General features: G+C 33.8%; 16 protein-coding genes, 1 tRNA gene and 1 CRISPR repeat array. Of the genes, 12 read left to right on the top strand and 5 right to left on the bottom strand.

Translation table 11 applies throughout. The features are described 5' to 3' along the window. From SFT90_03890 to cas2, 11 genes are all read left to right on the top strand, one after another. A complete protein-coding gene (locus tag SFT90_03890; GenBank protein ID MDX1949627.1) occupies positions 1–894 on the top strand; it encodes a hypothetical protein in 894 nt (297 codons plus the stop codon). 86 nt (positions 895–980) lie between these two features. Next, a complete protein-coding gene (locus SFT90_03885; GenBank protein MDX1949626.1) occupies positions 981–1,196 on the top strand; it encodes an AlpA family transcriptional regulator in 216 nt (71 codons plus the stop codon). Further along, positions 1,189–2,082: a toprim domain-containing protein gene (locus SFT90_03880; GenBank protein ID MDX1949625.1), complete on the top strand. Its 894-nt coding sequence runs from the start codon at positions 1,189–1,191 to the stop codon at positions 2,080–2,082. The genes SFT90_03885 and SFT90_03880 overlap by 8 nt, the downstream gene beginning before the upstream one ends. Before the next feature lies 1 nt (position 2,083). Beyond that, positions 2,084–3,064, top strand: coding sequence for an AAA family ATPase (locus SFT90_03875; protein ID MDX1949624.1), 981 nt, complete (start codon positions 2,084–2,086; stop codon positions 3,062–3,064). Between the two features lie 59 nt (positions 3,065–3,123). Continuing rightward, complete coding sequence (locus tag SFT90_03870) at positions 3,124–3,447, top strand: hypothetical protein (protein ID MDX1949623.1); 324 nt, start codon at positions 3,124–3,126, stop codon at positions 3,445–3,447. A 7-nt stretch (positions 3,448–3,454) separates the two neighbouring features. After that, entirely contained in the window at positions 3,455–3,706 is a 252-nt protein-coding gene (locus SFT90_03865) for a hypothetical protein (GenBank protein MDX1949622.1), read from the top strand. A gap of 3 nt (positions 3,707–3,709) precedes the next feature. After that, the gene (locus SFT90_03860; protein ID MDX1949621.1) at positions 3,710–3,934 is read left to right on the top strand and encodes a DUF5681 domain-containing protein; all 225 of its coding nucleotides are present in this window, start codon (positions 3,710–3,712) and stop codon (positions 3,932–3,934) included. Positions 3,935–4,000: 66 nt separating this feature from the next. Then, on the top strand, positions 4,001–4,174 hold the full coding sequence (locus SFT90_03855) for a hypothetical protein (GenBank protein MDX1949620.1): 174 nt from the start codon (positions 4,001–4,003) through the stop codon (positions 4,172–4,174). Between the two features lie 336 nt (positions 4,175–4,510). After that, positions 4,511–7,837, top strand: a complete 3,327-nt coding sequence (gene cas9, locus SFT90_03850; protein ID MDX1949619.1) for a type II CRISPR RNA-guided endonuclease Cas9 — start codon at positions 4,511–4,513, stop codon at positions 7,835–7,837. A gap of 2 nt (positions 7,838–7,839) precedes the next feature. After that, entirely contained in the window at positions 7,840–8,730 is an 891-nt protein-coding gene (gene cas1 / locus SFT90_03845; GenBank protein MDX1949618.1) for a type II CRISPR-associated endonuclease Cas1, read from the top strand. 93 nt (positions 8,731–8,823) lie between these two features. After that, entirely contained in the window at positions 8,824–9,153 is a 330-nt protein-coding gene (cas2, locus tag SFT90_03840; protein MDX1949617.1) for a CRISPR-associated endonuclease Cas2, read from the top strand. Positions 9,154–9,211: 58 nt separating this feature from the next. Beyond that, positions 9,212–10,369: direct repeats of the CRISPR family, unit length 36 nt; unit sequence ATTATAGCGTATCTGTGTGGAAAAGGAAGCTATAAC. Between the two features lie 450 nt (positions 10,370–10,819). On the opposite strand, the gene SFT90_03835 is transcribed toward cas2, so the two are convergent. Continuing rightward, a tRNA-Lys gene (locus tag SFT90_03835) sits at positions 10,820–10,895 on the bottom strand. A gap of 185 nt (positions 10,896–11,080) precedes the next feature. On the opposite strand from SFT90_03835, the gene SFT90_03830 reads away from it, so the two are divergent. Beyond that, positions 11,081–12,190, top strand: coding sequence for a calcium-binding protein (locus tag SFT90_03830; protein ID MDX1949616.1), 1,110 nt, complete (start codon positions 11,081–11,083; stop codon positions 12,188–12,190). Between the two features lie 8 nt (positions 12,191–12,198). On the opposite strand, the gene SFT90_03825 is transcribed toward SFT90_03830, so the two are convergent. From SFT90_03825 to SFT90_03810, 4 genes are all read right to left on the bottom strand, one after another. Continuing rightward, complete coding sequence (locus tag SFT90_03825) at positions 12,199–12,687, bottom strand: flagellar protein FliS (protein MDX1949615.1); 489 nt, start codon at positions 12,685–12,687, stop codon at positions 12,199–12,201. Between the two features lie 55 nt (positions 12,688–12,742). Beyond that, complete coding sequence (gene fliD / locus SFT90_03820; protein ID MDX1949614.1) at positions 12,743–15,325, bottom strand: flagellar filament capping protein FliD; 2,583 nt, start codon at positions 15,323–15,325, stop codon at positions 12,743–12,745. 17 nt (positions 15,326–15,342) lie between these two features. Beyond that, positions 15,343–15,747: a hypothetical protein gene (locus tag SFT90_03815; protein ID MDX1949613.1), complete on the bottom strand. Its 405-nt coding sequence runs from the start codon at positions 15,745–15,747 to the stop codon at positions 15,343–15,345. 159 nt (positions 15,748–15,906) lie between these two features. After that, positions 15,907–18,414 carry a flagellin gene (locus SFT90_03810; GenBank protein ID MDX1949612.1) on the bottom strand — a complete coding sequence of 836 codons (2,508 nt, stop codon included), beginning with the start codon at positions 18,412–18,414 and terminating at the stop codon, positions 15,907–15,909. Between the last annotated feature and the right edge of the window lie 88 nt (positions 18,415–18,502).

Genomic DNA, 18,502 nt, shown 5'->3' with positions numbered 1-18,502 from the left:
TTGTCAAAAGAAGTAAACACTATTGATATTACTGGCTTAGACTTTGGAAATACTCTTAGTTATGAGATATTGCGTGAATTTCTCTCAGGATTAATTATTTTTGATGGCGATGTTGATAAAGCAAAAAAGCTATGCTTATGCAGGTTCTACAGAGATTTTAAAAAATCGGATAATAGCTTTCTATGTAAAGTTATAAAAAGTGAATTTAAAAATGAAATATGGCTTAAATTCGCTTCTGAAGTTGCTTATTTAAAATTATTTGAGTTTTTGGGACAAGATTTCAAAAATAATATCTCTGATCATTTATCTGAAATTGATACATACGAAACTATCACCGTTTCATATATTGAAGGGAATAAGAGAGCTACTGCAAAAAAAGTAAATACAGTTTTTTTATTTGTTTATTATCTTTTGCTCTTAAAACGAGAGGAAAATCAAGTTTTTTCTTCTTTAGATAAAATGGCTTCCACAAGAGAAAAGTCTCTAAGCAAAAATTTAATAATTCATTTAATGATAAATTTGCAAAATCCATTTTTTGAAGATAGCTACTGCTATAAGAGAAAAGAGGATATTGAAAATGCTCTAAAAACTTATAAGAAATATACTCATATTATATATGCATTAATTCATTCGGAGTTTTCAAAGCATTCTAATCTTCCAGATAATTATGGATTGTATCTGTATAATTTTGTAGAATCTTGCAGAAAAGATTTAATTGAAATACCCAAATCCAAAAATAGTAGTGTAACTTTATATGATGAGACAGAACTGCCAATAATAGTTAACAATAATTATAATTTCCAAAAAATACTATTTGAAAGTGATAACTCAGAAAAATTGTTTATTAAATCTAAAGACTTCCTCAATATATTAAATAGCTACATCAATAAATAGCCGTCCCCATCTTTCTGGGGGCAGTTTGTTAAATTGTATATTTGTGTAACTCATTCAATTTACTCCATAAACCTCAATGAGAGTGTATGGAAAAGAGAATCATTAGATTGCCGCAATTGATGAATAAAATTGGTTTCAAAAAAACCAAAATATACCAATTAATAAAAGAAGGGGAGCTAAAACCAGTCAAGCTGGGAATTAGAGCCATTGGATTTTTAGAGGCGGAAGTAGATGCTTATATTCAACAAAAAATAGATGCTTCCCGCCCTATTAATACAGAAAATGGAGATAATAATGCTTAATCTCCATAAAATAGCGTTAGCATTAAATGCCAAAAAATCTGGAAATGGCTATATTTGTTGCTGCCCATCACATAAAGACGCAAACCCTAGTTTATATCTTTATGAAACCAAGAGCGGCAAGCTTGGTGCTAAGTGTTTTGCTGGTTGCAGTTACAGCGACATAAAGCAAAAGTTAGCTTCGCTAGGTGTAATTTTTGAAACCAACAATAATTATGTTAGTAAAGTTTATAATTTAGGCAACCCTAAAGATACTAAAAATCCTAAAGTATTAGATTATAAAAAGAAAAGCTATATCCAAAACATTCTAAGTGAAGCAACTTCTAACCTAGAAAATACACCTGTTGAAATTTATTTGCGTAAACATAGAGGTGTAGAAAAATCTGAGCTTCCTGCATCGTTAAAATACCACCCCAATTTATGGCACTCTGCAACTCAGAAAAGCTATCCTGCAATGTTAGCAGCTGTTCAAAATATAGATGGTGAAGTAATTGGCTTGCACCGAACATACTTAGACGAAATCACCAATAATAAAGCGGATATTACGCCCAACAAGATGATGCTTGGCAACATTTCAGGAGGAGCTGTTAGGCTTAGTGGAGCTTTGTTTGCACCTTTAATAGTGTGCGAAGGTATTGAAACAGGTTTATCAATTTTAGAAGCTGTCAATTATCCAGTTTGGGCTTTGCTTTCAGCCTCAAATTTTGAAAGTTTTTCACCTCCGCCAATAACTCAAGTTTCCAGCATTATTATTGCAACCGATAATGATGAAGCAGGTCAAAAAGCCTCAGAGAAACTAGCAACTAGATTGGTTGCTCAAAGCTACTCTGTGAATGTTGTAAAGCCAGAAAATGCCAATGATTTCAACGAGTTATTAAAAGGTAATTAATATGACAATAGCACAAATAAAAGAATTAATTTCAAGTGCAGAAGAATTTATGCCAAAAGAAAAAACTGACACTAAAGAGGTTATTTGCATTGCCTTAAAAGAGTTTATGGCAAAAGTTATTCCACCAAGAGAAATGTTGCTTTCGCCAATAATACCAACGCAAGGGCTGGTGATGCTTTATGCTTTGCGTGGAATAGGAAAAACTCAAGTTTCGTTATCTATTGCGCTTGCTGTTGCTTCTGGAAAATCACTTTTTAGTGAAAAGTGGAAGTGCAAAAAACCAAGCAGGGTTTTATTTATTGATGGCGAAATGCCAGCCAATGTTCTGCAAGAAAGGCTTGCTGTAATGATTAAGGATTATGATATTTCAAGTATTTCATTGGATATTATCACGCCAGATATGCAAGAATTTGGCGTTCCTAATCTATCAGAGCCAGAGGGGCAGGCAAAAATAGAGCAACATATTCACGAAGATACAAAGTTAATAATTTTAGACAATCTTTCTACACTTTGCAGGTCTGGCAAAGAAAATGACGAAGATAGCTGGAAGCTTATTCAAGAGTGGGTTTTGAAGCTCAGAAGTAAAGGCAAATCCGTTTTGTTTATTCATCACTCCAATAAAGGCGGAAGCCAGCGAGGAACATCAAAGAAGGAGGATATCTTAGATACCGTAATCACTCTTAAACGCCCGCAAGATTATCAAAATGAGCAAGGTGCAAGATTTGAAGTTCATTATGAAAAATCTCGTGGTTTTTATGGTGATGATGCGAAACCTTTTGAAGCTTGGCTAAATGAAGGGGGGTGGAAAATATCGGAAATAGAAGATGCAGAGCTAAATAGAGTAATTGAACTTCACAATGACGGATTAAAGCAAAGAGATATAGCCACAGAAACAGGTTTAAATTTAAGCAAGGTAAATCGGCTTATTAAGAAGGCGGAAGCTGAAAAACTTATTGAGATAAGAAGAAAGAAAACAAAATAGAAAGGAGGTTGTTCCGCTGTTTTTTTACTATGTTTTGAAACAATGAAACAAAAATATTTATGCAATACAAAACTATAAACAACTATGAAACAATGAGCTTAAAAGACTTGGCTTTGCTAGTAATCGAGCGAAACAAAAATAAAAATAAAGTTGAAACAAGTAACGATAATTTTGTTGTAAGAACTAAACAAAATGTTTCAAAGCCTAATGTTTCTTATTCGTTACTTAAAAAACTAAAGCAGCTCAACCCTAAACAATATGAGTGGTGGGAAGAACGAGCCTCAATAATGCAATATGATGGCGGTATGCCTAAAAACATTGCTGAAAGAGAAGCTTATAATGATGTGATAAAATATGATTTCTTTAATAATCTTAACACCTAATATAAATATGAAAGAAGATGTATTACTAAAATTTACTCAGGAATTTATTGAATCTTTTGAGGTTGTTTTTGGTGAAATTGACTGGGAACATACAAAATTTTGTTTAAGTGGCAACTATGATGACTTTCTAATTAAGCAAGGTGGAACTTTTTTAGAGCCAAAAGTTGAGGACGAAGGCAATAAATGGGTTTGTCGAGCAAATCTGCTAAAAAATTATAGATTGTTGAAGTTTTATTTAAAAATTTACGACCGCATATAAAATATGACTGAAATAACTACCACATCTGAAAATTCAGTTGGAAATCAGCAATTAGTTATTTCTAGCTCTCAAAATCATAAGTCATGGCTATTTCAAAAAGGGGTGAGTGGCAACCCCCTAGGCAAGCCCAAAGGTTGTAAAAATAAACTTACAAGGTTAGCTGAACATATCACCGAAGAGAATATCCAGCAGATAATGCAGAAGCTTATAGAAAAAGCAAAATGGTGACATTTAGACGCTATAGAATTACTATTAAATAAAATAATCCCTGCACCACGCCCTGAAAATGTTTGCTTGCTTGAAGATGAAACCGCTGAAATTTCAGAAATAACACTCAATAATAAAGAGGATATTAAACAAGCAGGGGAGTTAATAGTTAAAAATATGATTACTGGCAAAATAAGCCCCTCAGAAGCTAACCAAATGCTTGCATTAGTGGAGAGATATGCGGAGATTATAAGGGGTTAGATAACAAAAAATTACACATTACAAATTTGATGTTGTTGATGCTCACCTTGCACATAGCAAAAAAGGTGCTTTGGGTTCTGCATATGATAGGGCTGAATATCTAAAAGAAAGAAAACAAATGATGCAAGATTGGGCAGATTTTTTAGATAAGCTGAGGGGGGATAAACCTGAGAATTATTAAAGCCGTAAATAAGTTAATCAAAAAGGGTATCCCGAAACAATATATAAAATATTGCCACGGGAGGAACCCACGAATTTCTTCTTATTATAACAACCATTTCCACACAGATATTCTATAAGAGAAATTCATTATTGAATATAATTCTAAGTTTAGTAATGTCAAGAAATAAACCTAAGATTGAAGTTATGAAAAAAATTCTAGGGCTTGACATAGGAATATCATCAATAGGCTGGGCAATTTCAGAAATTGATGAAGATAAGTTACAAACTATTGATCCAGAAACTGGAGAAATTATTCAAGGCAAATTATTAGGCTTGGGCGTAAGGGCTTTCACACAAGCAGAAAACCCAAAAGATGGTAAGTCTCTTGCTTTGCCAAGAAGAGAAAAAAGGTCATCAAGAAGAAGGCTAAGAAGAAGGAGATTTAGGTTAGAAAAAATCAAAAAACTTTTTGCAGAGTATAATATTTTATCACTCGAGCAAATAGAAGATATTTTGAAGCCACAAGCATATGAAAAATCACCTTGGCAACTAAGAGCAGAAGGGCTTGAGAGAAGAATAAATGAAGCGGAATTATTTAGGGTTCTATATCATATTGCAAAACTTAGAGGATATAAACCCCAAAAGGGCGAAATATCAGATGAAAAGAAAAAATCAGAAGATGGGCTTGTAAAAAATGCAATCAGAGAAAATACTCAGAGACTTAAAGAGGAAGGTTTGTTAACATTTCCTCAGCTTTTGGTTCGCACAAATATTAATGATAAGCCGTTCAGAAATAAATCTGAAACTTATATAAACTCAATTCCTAGAGACCTAACCGAGAAAGAAGCAAAACTAATATTAGAAAAACAAGCCTCGCTTGGTGCAAATTTTATAAATACTGAATTTGTTAATAAATATATTGAAATAGCCTTTAGCCAAAAATCTGCAATAGATAGAAAGCAGATGGAAAAAATGATTGGTAAATGCACTTTTGAGAAAGATGAGCTTAGAGCACCAAGGAATTCTTACTCAGCAGAAATTTTTAATTTATTAACTAAAATTTCAAATTTGAGCCTTAGAACCATTGATAACCCTGAAAAAATAGAGTTAACCGAACAACAAAAAAGGATTATAAAAGAGGTTGCATTAAGTCAAAAAACATTAACTTATAAAACTCTAAGAAAAGCTCTAAAGCTAGATGAAACAATAATATTTAAGGGGTTAAATTATTCAACTTTTAAGAATAGCAAAGGCAAAGAGAAAGATCCTGAAGCAGAAAAATTTATAGAGTTAAAAGGCTTCAATACTATAAAAAACATTCACGAGGAATTTGGAAAAGAAGAATTCCACGCCCTTCTAAATAATAGTGAGAAATTTGATAAAATTTGCGAGATTTTAACTACGACTAAATCAGAAGAGGAAGCTTATAATGAGCTAATACAAATTACCAAGCCTGAAATTGCAGAAAAGTTAAAATCAGTAGCATTTTCTAAGTATATGCATCTTTCATTAGGGGCATTAAGAAAAATTAATCCCTTTTTAGAACAAGGTTATAATTATTCAAAAGCTTGTGAATTAGCGGGATACAAACACTATAACCCCAATTCTGAATCAGAAAAGTTTGACTATTTACCATCTTTTGAAGAGCTTAAGAAAAAAGGAATTAACTTTGAACCTATAAGAAACCCAGTTGTTCATAGGGCGGTTTGTCAAGTTAGAAAAGTAGTAAATGCGGTTATTAGACAGCATGGCAGACCAGACCAAATTAATATTGAATTTACTAGAGATGCTAAGAATTCCCATAGTGAAAGAAGAAAAATTGAGAAAGGGCAAAAAGCCTTTCAAGACCAAAAAGAGCAAGCAAGAAAAGAATGTGAAAATCTTGGATTAAAGCCAGATGAAGGAGCAAATTTATTAAGGCTAAGATTATGGCGTCAACAAAATGAAAAATGTATTTATTCTGGAAATGATATTAAAATTGAAAACTTAAAAGACTATAACTCTTTAGATATAGACCATATAATCCCCTACAGCAGATGTTTAGATGATAGCTTAAATAATAAGGTTTTATGCTTTGCTAGCGAAAATAGGCAAAAAGGTAATAAAACTCCTGCTGAATATTTTGGTGTTGATACGGATAAATGGCGAGCTTTCAAAGATAGAATAGTTGCATCAAATTTGCCATTACCAAAAAAGAATAGGCTCTTAAAAGAAAAATTTGAACAATCAGATGATTTTATAGAGAGGAATTTAAGAGATACCTCTTACGCAACCAAATATACAGCGGGATATATAAAATCATTCTTAAAATTAAATGAAAACGATAAAATAAAAAACAAGGTTCAAACCAGAAACGGCTCATTAACAGCATTTTTGCGTCATAATTGGGGCTTTGAAAAAGTTCGCTCCGAAGGCGATAAACACCACGCCGTTGATGCATTAATTTGTTCAGTATCAACGCAGGGAATGGTTCAATATCTATCCAACTTCACTAAACGCAAGGAAGAAAAAGGTAAAGAATGGCTTAAGAAATTTGCCAATAAATCTAACATTCCTACCCCGTGGGGAGATAAAGAAAGTTTTAGAAATGAAGTCAATTTCCATTTGGAAAAAGTTTTTGTTTCAAGAGCCGCAAGAAGGAAGGCAAGTGGAGAGGTTCACAAAGCAACCCTTAAAACTACAAAATTTAAAAATCGGGGTCTTAATTTTACTACTAAAAATATCAGTTTAAAACAAATTGCATCTAAAAAAGATTTTTTCAAAAACCTTGAAGATTTTGAAAATAAGATGCTAGCTTACAGAATTTATGATGAAACTAATAAAATATTTAAAGATTCTGATAGCGAGTATTCAGTATATAACACCATAAAGAAGTTACTTACTGAAAACAATTTTGATTGCACTAAAGCGTTTGAAAAAGAAGTATTCCTTAAAAAAAGTAATAATGAAATAGGAAACCAAATTAAAAAGCTTAAAATTGCAGAGAATTTTGAATCCGATTCTGTTCTTAATCTAAAAAACAGCGGAAATGCAGAGGCTGATTTAGGGGAAGTTAGAAGGCTAGATGTGTTTGAAAAAGACAACTTTTATTTTATTGTTCCATTTTATGAAACCGACATTAAAGGAATACGAAATAATGAAATGAAAGCATTATCAAACAAAAGAGGGGAAAAATACATCTCTATTGACAATTCTTTTAGTTTCAAATTCCATTTATTTAAAGATGAACTAATTAGCTTTGAAAGTGATAAAAAAGAATATTTTGGTTACATAATTCAATATAAACCTAGTAGCGGTCAATTTGAGTTAGAAACCCAAGATAGAAGCGGAAAATTTAAAATTTTGGATAAGAAAACAAAGGAATTAAGGACTGAATATTCAAAAATGTTTTCAATAACTAAGGTAAAAAACTTCAAAAAATACTCTGTTGATATTTTAGGAAATTATTCAGAAGTTAAAGGTGAAAAAAGAATGCCAATTGGTAAAAAAAGCGAGGTATAATTTTGTCTTGGCGAATTGTAAATATTACAAAAGAATCAAAGTTAAGCCTTAAAAGCAATCAGCTTCTATACAAGCCTGCTGATAACTCGGAAGAGGTTACAATACCCTTAGAAGATATTGCCATTATAATGGCTGATAATAGCGAAATTAGCTTTTCTGCAAATTTATTACAAGCAATTGCAGATAATGGAATTGCTTTATTTATAACAGATAAAAGCCATCTACCAAGCGGTATATTCCTTCCATTTCATAAGCATAGCAGATATACTGAAATCTTTAACTTGCAGATTAATTGGTCTGAGCCTTTCAAAAAAAGAATATGGCAAAAAATTATTGAACAAAAAATTTACAATCAATTTTCGGTTATAAAAAAAATCAATAAAACCGAAAATATAAGGCTTCTTAAACTCTCAAAATCTGTATTATCTGGAGATTCAGAAAATAATGAAGCTCAAGCAGCAAAAGAATATTGGCAAGAATTATTTGCTAATTTCAAAAGAGGCAAAGAAGATATAAAAAACAAAGCACTAAATTATGGCTACGCAATTTTAAGGGGTGCAGTTGCAAGGGCGGTTGTTTCTTCGGGCTTTATGCCGTCTCTTGGCGTTTTTCACTCAAATAATCTAAATTCTTTTAATTTAGCTGATGATTTAATTGAGCCATTTAGACCTTTTATAGATGAATTAGTTTATACAGAATTCCAAGACAACGAAAAGCCAGATTTAACGCCGAAAGATAAGCAGAATCTTATTTCTGTATTAACTAAATTTTGTATGTTTGATGGTGAAAAAATTACTATTCTAAAAGCAATTGAACGCTCCGCTGAAACCCTTCAGAAGGCAACAAAAGAGAAAGATACAAATTTCTTAATTCTTCCTAATTTAGGTTTTTAATAAAATTCAAACATTTTCTTCGCTTACTTGTGGCGTGTTTTCTTGGAAAATAGCTAAAATTTTGATAAATTCGCCTCTTTAATCAGTTAAATTATGAAAATTAAAGAGGAAAGATATATGAGAATTTTAGTTTTCTTTGATCTTCCAACTGAAACAAAATTTGATAGAAAATGTGCCAGCAGATTCAGAAATTACCTTCTTAATGATGGTTATTTTATGGTTCAATTTTCTGTGTATTGCAGAATTTGCAAAGGGCTTGATGCAGTTGATAAATATATCACAAGATTAAAAAATAATTTACCGCCTAGGGGTAGTGTAAGGGTTTTAGAGGTAACTGATAAGCAATATTCAAGAATTAAAATATTAGTTGGTGAACGAAAAAAAATAGAAAAAGTAACTAAAGAACAGCTAGTTTTATTGTAATTTTTTCGTTAACTAAAAGCTAAAACCCCCTTTGTTATCAGGGGGTTAGCCAAAACCGATTATAGCGTATCTGTGTGGAAAAGGAAGCTATAACTAGTGTTTGTAAAGCGATATACTGCCCCTAATTATAGCGTATCTGTGTGGAAAAGGAAGCTATAACCTATGTTATTTTTAATAAATTCAGCTTCTGATTATAGCGTATCTGTGTGGAAAAGGAAGCTATAACCCAAGGTACTATTACTGCTACTTCTTTTTAATTATAGCGTATCTGTGTGGAAAAGGAAGCTATAACAATTCTGGTTGCAATTTATAGCTTTGAATAATTATAGCGTATCTGTGTGGAAAAGGAAGCTATAACCTATTATCGCTAGAAATAGAGGATATTGTTATTATAGCGTATCTGTGTGGAAAAGGAAGCTATAACAGCTTTGCTTATGATTATAATTTTGGAACAATTATAGCGTATCTGTGTGGAAAAGGAAGCTATAACACAAAAGGATTTTATGAGTATTAATTATGAATTATAGCGTATCTGTGTGGAAAAGGAAGCTATAACCATATAGGGCTTATTGTAATATTTCACACAATTATAGCGTATCTGTGTGGAAAAGGAAGCTATAACAAACTGGAGAATTAAAACCCCGTGAGCATAATTATAGCGTATCTGTGTGGAAAAGGAAGCTATAACTACAATTTCCCATATCCCTATCAGAATTTGATTATAGCGTATCTGTGTGGAAAAGGAAGCTATAACCGCACAAGATGCAACCAGATATACTGCTTAATTATAGCGTATCTGTGTGGAAAAGGAAGCTATAACACCTAAAGCAAGCTCTTTACAATTACTTTCATTATAGCGTATCTGTGTGGAAAAGGAAGCTATAACCAAAACTGGATTGCCTGCTAATGTGCCGTCATTATAGCGTATCTGTGTGGAAAAGGAAGCTATAACTTATCATAAAGCTCCTTTTGGTTAGTTGTTATTATAGCGTATCTGTGTGGAAAAGGAAGCTATAACCAATTATACCGCCATACGGACTTAATAAATATTATAGCGTATCTGTGTGGAAAAGGAAGCTATAACTTGCGAACACGACTTAAATAATCGTGAAACATTATAGCGTATCTGTGTGGAAAAGGAAGCTATAACTAGATAGCGATAGTGCTTTTCCTGCAAGCAATTATAGCGTATCTGTGTGGAAAAGGAAGCTATAACCTAACCTCTCCTATAGATTAAGGGGGCTACCCCCCTTTATGAATTACCATAATAATATTAGTGTTTATCTTGAATAATCACCCCTATAAAGCCTAATCAAAATTTCAAAATCTCCCTTAGGGGTGTTTTTAATGCATATAACCGCACTTGAAAAATTTTTGATATTTAGTATAACACAAAAATTAACGATACTTTATATCTCTAAAAAGTCATTCTGGGGGTATAAATGGGGGTACAAGCATTTTTCATATTGACCGATAATTGTTTATATACAGCTGGTTAATCAAACAATATGAAAGCCTCCGCTCGACCATCTATAAAACCCACAAAGTTCACTAAAGTTCATAATCACTAGCAAAACCAACCCTTTCACGACACAAAGGGGATTTTGAAGAAGTAATTTTAATACAAATATCTATTCTATTAAGTAAAATTTAGGAATGCAAAAAATGGTGATCCCGACAAGATTCGAACTTGTGACCCACTGATTAAAAGTCAGATGCTCTACCGACTGAGCTACGGGATCATAGAAAAAAGAAATATTATTAAAACTATTATCAATAATATTTTGCGAGTTTTATAGAGATATTAATCTCATCTTCAAGCATTATTTTCAAAAAATTAATTTTTTAATCAAAGCTTTACTAACAGCTAATTTTATGCTAAGGAAACCTCATATTGGGTGGGCTAACAACTATATTTCGAGGGCTTATGACTATTCTTGGAACTGCAAACGGACAAAGATTAACCGGGACAACAAATGATGACATTTTTGATAATGGTGGCTTTTTAGTTAGAATTAATGCTCTAGCTGGCAATGACGAAATAAACCTCACAAACACAAATTATCCCGCAAACACTAGAAGATTTTCATATGTTGATGCAGGAGAAGGCAATGATGTTGTTAATGGCTCTGAAAATAGAGATGTAGTTTATGGAGGTTCTGGCAATGACCTTATAATTGGCAATGGCGGTAATGACACTTTAAGATCTGGCACTTCTGATAGTGCTGGTGCTTCTATTTCATATAACGGCACAAATTTTGTTGGAGATATAATAGATGGTGGAACTGGTGATGATGCAATATTTGTTAGAGATGGCGGGCTTGCCTTAGTTTTTGGTGGAGATGATAATGATAGGATTTATTTTCAAAACTCTGCTAACGGAAATATTGCGGATGCTGGATCAGGAAATGACCAAGTTTATGGCAGTAGAGGTAACGATATTTTAGCTGGTGGAGATGGTGAGGATATTATTAGAGGTAAATCAGGCGATGACGAGCTTAATGGTGATGCAGGAGATGACGATATAAGAGGTGGATTTGGTGATGATAAGATTTCAGGGGGAGATGGTGCTGATAAATTGTATGGTAACTTAGGGAATGACGAACTTAATGGCGATGATGGCGATGATTTAATTTATGCTGGCAGTGGCGATGATATAATTGATGGTGGTGTTGGTAATGATAGCATTTTTGGTGGAAGTGGAAATGATATTATTAAAGGCGGCGATGGTGATGATAATATTAGAGCTAGTAGTGGTAATGATAATATCAGCGGTGGGCTTGGAAATGATATTTTAGAAGGTGGCGGTGGAAATGATATATTCACCTTTGATTTTACCGCTAGTGGCGAGAAAGATATTATTAAAGGCTTTCGCAATGGCGATAAAATTGCTCTAAATTCTGGAATTGACTTCAGCGATTTAGTGATTGTTAAAACTGGTTCTATATCAGAAATTACTTTACCTGATGGTCAAATAATTGAAGTTAATACAACTTCAAATTTCACTTTTGACGCTGATGATTTTACTACGATTTAGTATATTAGCTAAACACTGAATGCCATTGGTTGGGCTTGCATAGCACCTATATTTGCAGGGTTGAAGTAGATCGAAATATCAGGCAAAAAACCATCATTCGCCCCGCTTTTTGAATCTTCTTTTAATTCTTTTTCATAGGTGTTTTTTGCTTCCAGCCAAGAATCCTTCATTTCTTTTAAGTGTCTAATGCACATATCGCACATAGATAAATCTTCTGAAGAATTAATGCTTAAAATTCTGTAGCAAACACCAGTATACCAATCTTTTAAGGTTTCCGCAACCTCACCACCATTTTCAATATCCAAACAATCACGGAGCCCAGAAACTATAAGGTATGCTTTTTCAATTTTGTTATATCTGGTTTGAACATCTTTATTTATAATCGCATCTTTTGCTTGCATAAGGCTAACAATTGCCCCTTCATATAATGAAAAAAGATTGCTGAATTTATCCAGCGTTTGGAATGCATTTTTATAATTATTTATAGCGTATGTCATCTTGACCTCCTATAGCTAAATACATTTTAGCCTTGTTGATTTTTACTTATTAAAATTAATTCCTAGCATTACGAACATTATCTTGTGCTTCTAGCAGTAATAAAACTGAGTTTGCACTATTGATAGCCTGCTCTAATGCCGCGAATTGATCTCTTAATCTTTTAACATAATCTTCAAGCCTATCTTCAAGTGAGATAACCTCTGAAGAAAAATCTTCATTAGAAGCAACTATTTCATCAATAGTTACTTCTAAAATTCCACCATCTTTCAAATAATCATCTGCTATGTTATAAATTTTATCTGCGATACCTTGCGTAATTGATACAGAAATTTCATCAGTGCCATCACCAGTATAAATAAATTCTAAGCCAGCTACTGGCGTTCCAGTTGCACCAGAAATAATGCCTGCACTTAAAGAAAGATAAACATTTTGACCCCCTGAAAGATAATCAGTGCCATCAGCATTTAGAAGTTTAACTTGCTGGCCTACAGCTCTTGAAGTATCAATATCAAGCTTAAATTCATTAAGCGTAATGCTATTGCTTGATTTAGATAAAACTAGATTTGACGAGCTAATAGTTGATTTTAACTCAAAAATTTCTCTAATTTTTTCAAAATTATTTGCTATTGCGTTTTTTAGCTCAGATTCATCATAATTAAGAATATTATTTGTGGCGATAGTAGTTTCATCACCAGCAAAATCATTAAGTGTAATGCCTATATCAGCAAGTGATCTAAAATTGCTATCAGTTGTGCCATCAACAATTCTGTTAATCTCAATTGAAAGTAAATCAGAGAGAGATTTAAGAATTGTATCACCGCCTAAGATTGCAGTATCTTTGTATTTTTGAGTTGCGGGATCACGCTCATTTTGCTTTGCTTCATAAACCCTAAAAGCATTATAAGAATCAAGAAAAGCAACGATTCTTTCAGTAACTAAATCTGCATCAAAATTTATTGCAACATCAATGCTATCAGCAGTAATTTCACCATAATCAGGTGTAACATTTCTAAGGGTGAATGTAACATTTTCTTTAACATCGGCGATTGTATTTGTGCTTCTTTCAATTTCTACACCATCAACTGAGAATATTGCATTTGAGGCCGATTGTGTTGTAGTTATAGAAGCATTAGTTAAAACACCACCTGCATCAAAAAACTGATATGAATTATCCAAGCCTTCTGTAGCAGATTTTAACGATAATCTGAAGTCAAAATCACCAACTTGAACGATAGATGCGGATAAGCCAGTGAGTGATTTCTTCTGGTTTAGATTGAAAACTATATCATTTAAGGATTCCCCTTCTACAATAGTAAAATCAACTAATTCACGAGTTCCAAAAGCATAGCCAAGTGCTTTTTCTAAAGAGGAAGCATTTTCCCTTGTTGAGATATTTGCACTAACTCCAGCATCACCCAAATTAATCTGAATTTTTTTATCGCTGGTTGTGCTTTCTAAGGTAAGGTTTGCATTAAGGGTAGTGCCAAGGTTTGAAGCCCTAAAAATTTCATCACCCACCCTAACTGAAATTATGCCATTTGAGCCAGTGCTATATTGCACTTGAAAATCTCTGATAGTGCCAAATTGCCCATTTGAAGTATTAAAATTATCCGAAATAAAACGAACATTTGAAGATGTTAAACCGGTTAATGGTGCTTTAACATCTGCATTAGTGAAATTATTTATTCTTCTGCTTTGATAAATTTTTTGATTTGATAAAGCTGAATTTAAGTTAGTTGCGAAGCTGTTTGCGTTTGATTGTAAATCATCAATTATAATATCTTCATCAAGTGTTAGGGTAAAAGATGTTTCATTCACACCGCCTGAATTTCCTGTAAAAGTTATAACCGCCCCACTTGCAACACCTGTATTTGCACCTGCATTTATTGAGGTATCAGAGGTAATCGCATTTGATGTATATACAACCCCATTTTTTGTAAAGCTTAGTGTTGTAGTATTCGCTGTATTATCATAGCTTGCTGTAATGCCTGAAATTGAACCTTGCAGACCAACTAACCCACCACTTCCGCCCACAACATTGAAATTTTCTATACCAGCGGCAGTCAGAATACCTGTCGCACTTCCCTCAACGGAATAATCACCTGATGCAAGCTGAAAGCCAGTTAGTGTTGTGCCTGTAACCTCTTTTGTAACACCTGAGCCAATTTCAAATGTTCCAGCAGTAAAATATGACCCTGATGAAGCTGTTGTTGCAGAGAGGCTTCTTGTGTTAAAGCTTCCAGTTCTTTGCTCTAAAGTTTTTGCAATAGAGCCAATTTCAATTTTGCTATTACCAATCTGAGCCCCCGGATCTGCGGTTACAGATAAATAACTTGAAGCAGAAAGTGTGGTAGAAAAAAGATTTGCTGATCTATACTCAAAAGCGTTAGAAAAATTGCTTAATACCCCAGTAGGGTTTCTCAAAAAATTAACCGAATTTTTTAACGCATTAAGATTCGTATTAAGGCTACTATATTCAGTAACTTTGGTTTGATTTGTTTTTATTTGAAGGTTTAGAGTATCAATTGGCCTTTTTCTTAGAGCCGATAATTCCTCAACAAGCTTGGTGCTATCCAAGCCAGAAGCTATTCCTGAGATGGTATTTCCAACAATATTTCCTAAATTTATAGTTGTCATTGGAAATAGTTTTTTGTTTATAAAGAGCCACTAACAACATTTCCAGAACCACCACCAAGCTGGAAAACTTCCACTTCAGATTTTGTTTCAATTCTACCAGTAGAAATATCTGTAAAGCGAATATAGTATTTATCTAAACTATTGGATTGAGAGCCTTTATAGATGGTAAATACATAATCATTAAAATATGGGTTATCACCACCAACTAAGCTAACTGCAACGCCCTTTAGAGCTTCAAAGCGTCTTTCTTCTGAGCGAGCGGCGTTTTGTTCAATTGAAGATTTTTCACCAGCACTTACAACTCTTTGTGCTGTAAAATCTTGCCTTTGTTCAATAGTTTGAACAGCTCCAACCCCTGATTGTGGTGCAGTATTTTGCGAAACCTGAACCGATTGAATATTTGAAACTCCGTTAACTTCCATAAAGACCTCCAAAATTTTATTTATGTTTATAGCCTTTAATAAAATATAGAAATTATAGTTTAATGAAAGCTATATTTATGCCAAATTCTAGGTGGGAGTTATATTTTAAGATAGAAAAGGGGGGAAGTTGCCTTCCACCCCTGTAAGTAAAAAAGATAATTACTGCTGAACTAGTCTTAGTAGTAACTGCGGTATCTGGTTTGCCTGAGCAAGAACCGATACAGAAGCCTGTAATTTCACCTGATTTGTAGCAAATTTAGTAGATTCTTCTGCTATATTTGCATCAAGGAAGCTACCACGAGCAGCATCTTGGTTTGCGATTGATACTTCAATGTTAGATGAAGCAAATTCAAATCTTGAAATTGCAGCACCAACATCAGCCCTGCGAGAGATAACTGAAGATATTGCGTTATCTAGTGCTTCAACTGCTGTTTGTGCACCAGCTTGTGTATCAATTGATAGAGTTTGTGCAACACCATCATTATCAAGATAAATCTTGCTAGTTGATACATCTTTAATTGAGATAGCAATTTTATCAGATAATGCAGAACCAACTTGGAATGATAAACCACCAGAACCAGATGCACCTACACCAAAGTAAGAATCTAAAGCATTTGTTAATGCTTTAACTTCATCAGCATTTTCAAGGTTGATAGAACCAGTTAAACCAGTGATATCAATAGTGATCCTTTGATTGTTATCATTACCAGCAGCATCACGACCAATTAAAGTAATTGTTTGATCAGCTGAAGATAGGATATCATTAGCACCACCTAAATCAGTTGCACTGAAAGTTGTGCCATTAACAATTACAGAAAGTGAATTGTTAGCACCAACACCAGCGACACCAACAAAGTTTCCAATATCACCGAAATCAGTATTAGTAATATCAAAATTATTAGATCTGATAGTTACAGATGAAGCAGTTAAGCCGTCAAGAACTGTGTCGTTAATATTAGCAGCTGTTACGCTGTTAACTGTTCTAATCTGATAAATATCAACATTAGCTAAAGCTGTGGTTAAATTAGAAGCATAAGTTGCAGCAGTAGTTGATGTATTTAATGCACCAGTCACAGCAGCAAGACTTAAGCTGAATTTAGAACCAGAACCATCAGTAGCTGTGAATTCTAGATCCTGAGCCGCAATATTACCACCATTACCTGAAGCAACTAAATTAGCACTTACATATACTTTATCACCGATTTGAGTTCTAATAACAACATCTTCCGCGTTTGAACCATTTTCATCAAATGATACTATTTCAAAAGTTCCAAAACCTTCACCTTGGAAAGATGCGTCATTGAATTCAGAAACAGAAACCGCAGAAACATAAGTTGAATCAGCTGTGCCAACTGTAGTGTAAGCATCACCAGTGTTACCTACGCCAAATAATTGGTTAAGAGCTGATTCTAACTCAGCAACTTGCTCAGCATCAGTTAAATCAACGGTGTTAGAGCCAATGTTTGCAACGCTAATGATTAGCCTTTCATTGTTATCAGCACCAATTGCATCACGACCAATTAAAGTTATAGTGCCATCAGCAGCAGCCAAAGTATCATTTGCGCCACCAATATCAGAAGCACTGAATGTTTTACCATTTAAAGTTACAGTGATGTAATTAGCAGAGCCTGCACCAGCAACTGCTGTGAACTGACCAATCGTTCCAAAATCGTTGTTTGTAGTATCAAAAGTTTTACCACGAATTGTAACGTCAGAAGCAATTGTTAAACCACCAAGCCTTGTTCCAGTAACTGAATTTAAGCCAGAAACAACTCTTGTTTGTTGCAATTCAACAGCAGATAAATCAGTTGTTAATGTGCCTAAATAAGTATCTGCAGCACCAGAAGTGTTGATAGAACCAGTTCCAGCAGCTAACCTTAAAGTGAAAGCTGAGCCTGAGCCATCATTAGCAGTAAACACAACATCAGTTGCAGCGGCAATGTTACCACCATTACCAGAAGCAGTGATTGTTCCAATATAAGTTTTATCACCAATGATTGTTTGAACAACTACTGATTCAGCGCCCGTTCCATTTTCATTGAAGTAAACTGCACTAAATGTACCAAAACCAGTTTGCTGAACTGAAGTATCATCAAATGAAGCAAGCGATTGCACCGCTGTAACGCTTGAACCAGGTGTTCCAACAGCATTGTAAGAAGATACAGTTGCAGAAACTGAAACATCTTGATCTTGGATAATACCAGCATTAAGTGGACCAGAAACTTGAACGCTTGCATCACCAGCAATAGAGCCATTTAATAGAGTAATTCCGTTAAATGAAGTCGTGGTAACGATACGATCAATCTCTGATTTAAGAGCCGAGAACTCTTGGTTTAAGAATGCCCTTTGAGTGTTACCAAGTGAACCAGAGTTTGATTGAACTGCAAGAGCCTTTTGACGAGATAAAATATCGCCGATTTGTTTAAGCGCACCATCAGCGATCTGAAGAACGCTTCTAGCTTGCTCAGTGTTGAGTTTCGCAATCTCTAAAGATTTAACAGTTGTGCTTATTGAAGTACCGATGGATAGACCAGCTACGTCATCAGATGCTTTAATAATTCTGCTACCACTTGAGAGTTTTGCGATTGAACTAGATGCAACAGAACCTGCACTAGTTAGATTTCTTGATGCCGACGCGGCAGCAAGATTTGAGTTAATACCTACCATAGAACCTCCTACTTGGATTGTTGTTAAAAAAAAGGTATAGGCTACATGCCCATTACAATATTTACATTAAAACTTGATGATTAGCAAA

This window comes from Rickettsiales bacterium (assembly GCA_033762595.1).
GTDB lineage: Bacteria > Pseudomonadota > Alphaproteobacteria > Rickettsiales > UBA8987 > JANPLD01.
This window is presented reverse-complemented; position numbering and strand designations above follow the sequence as displayed.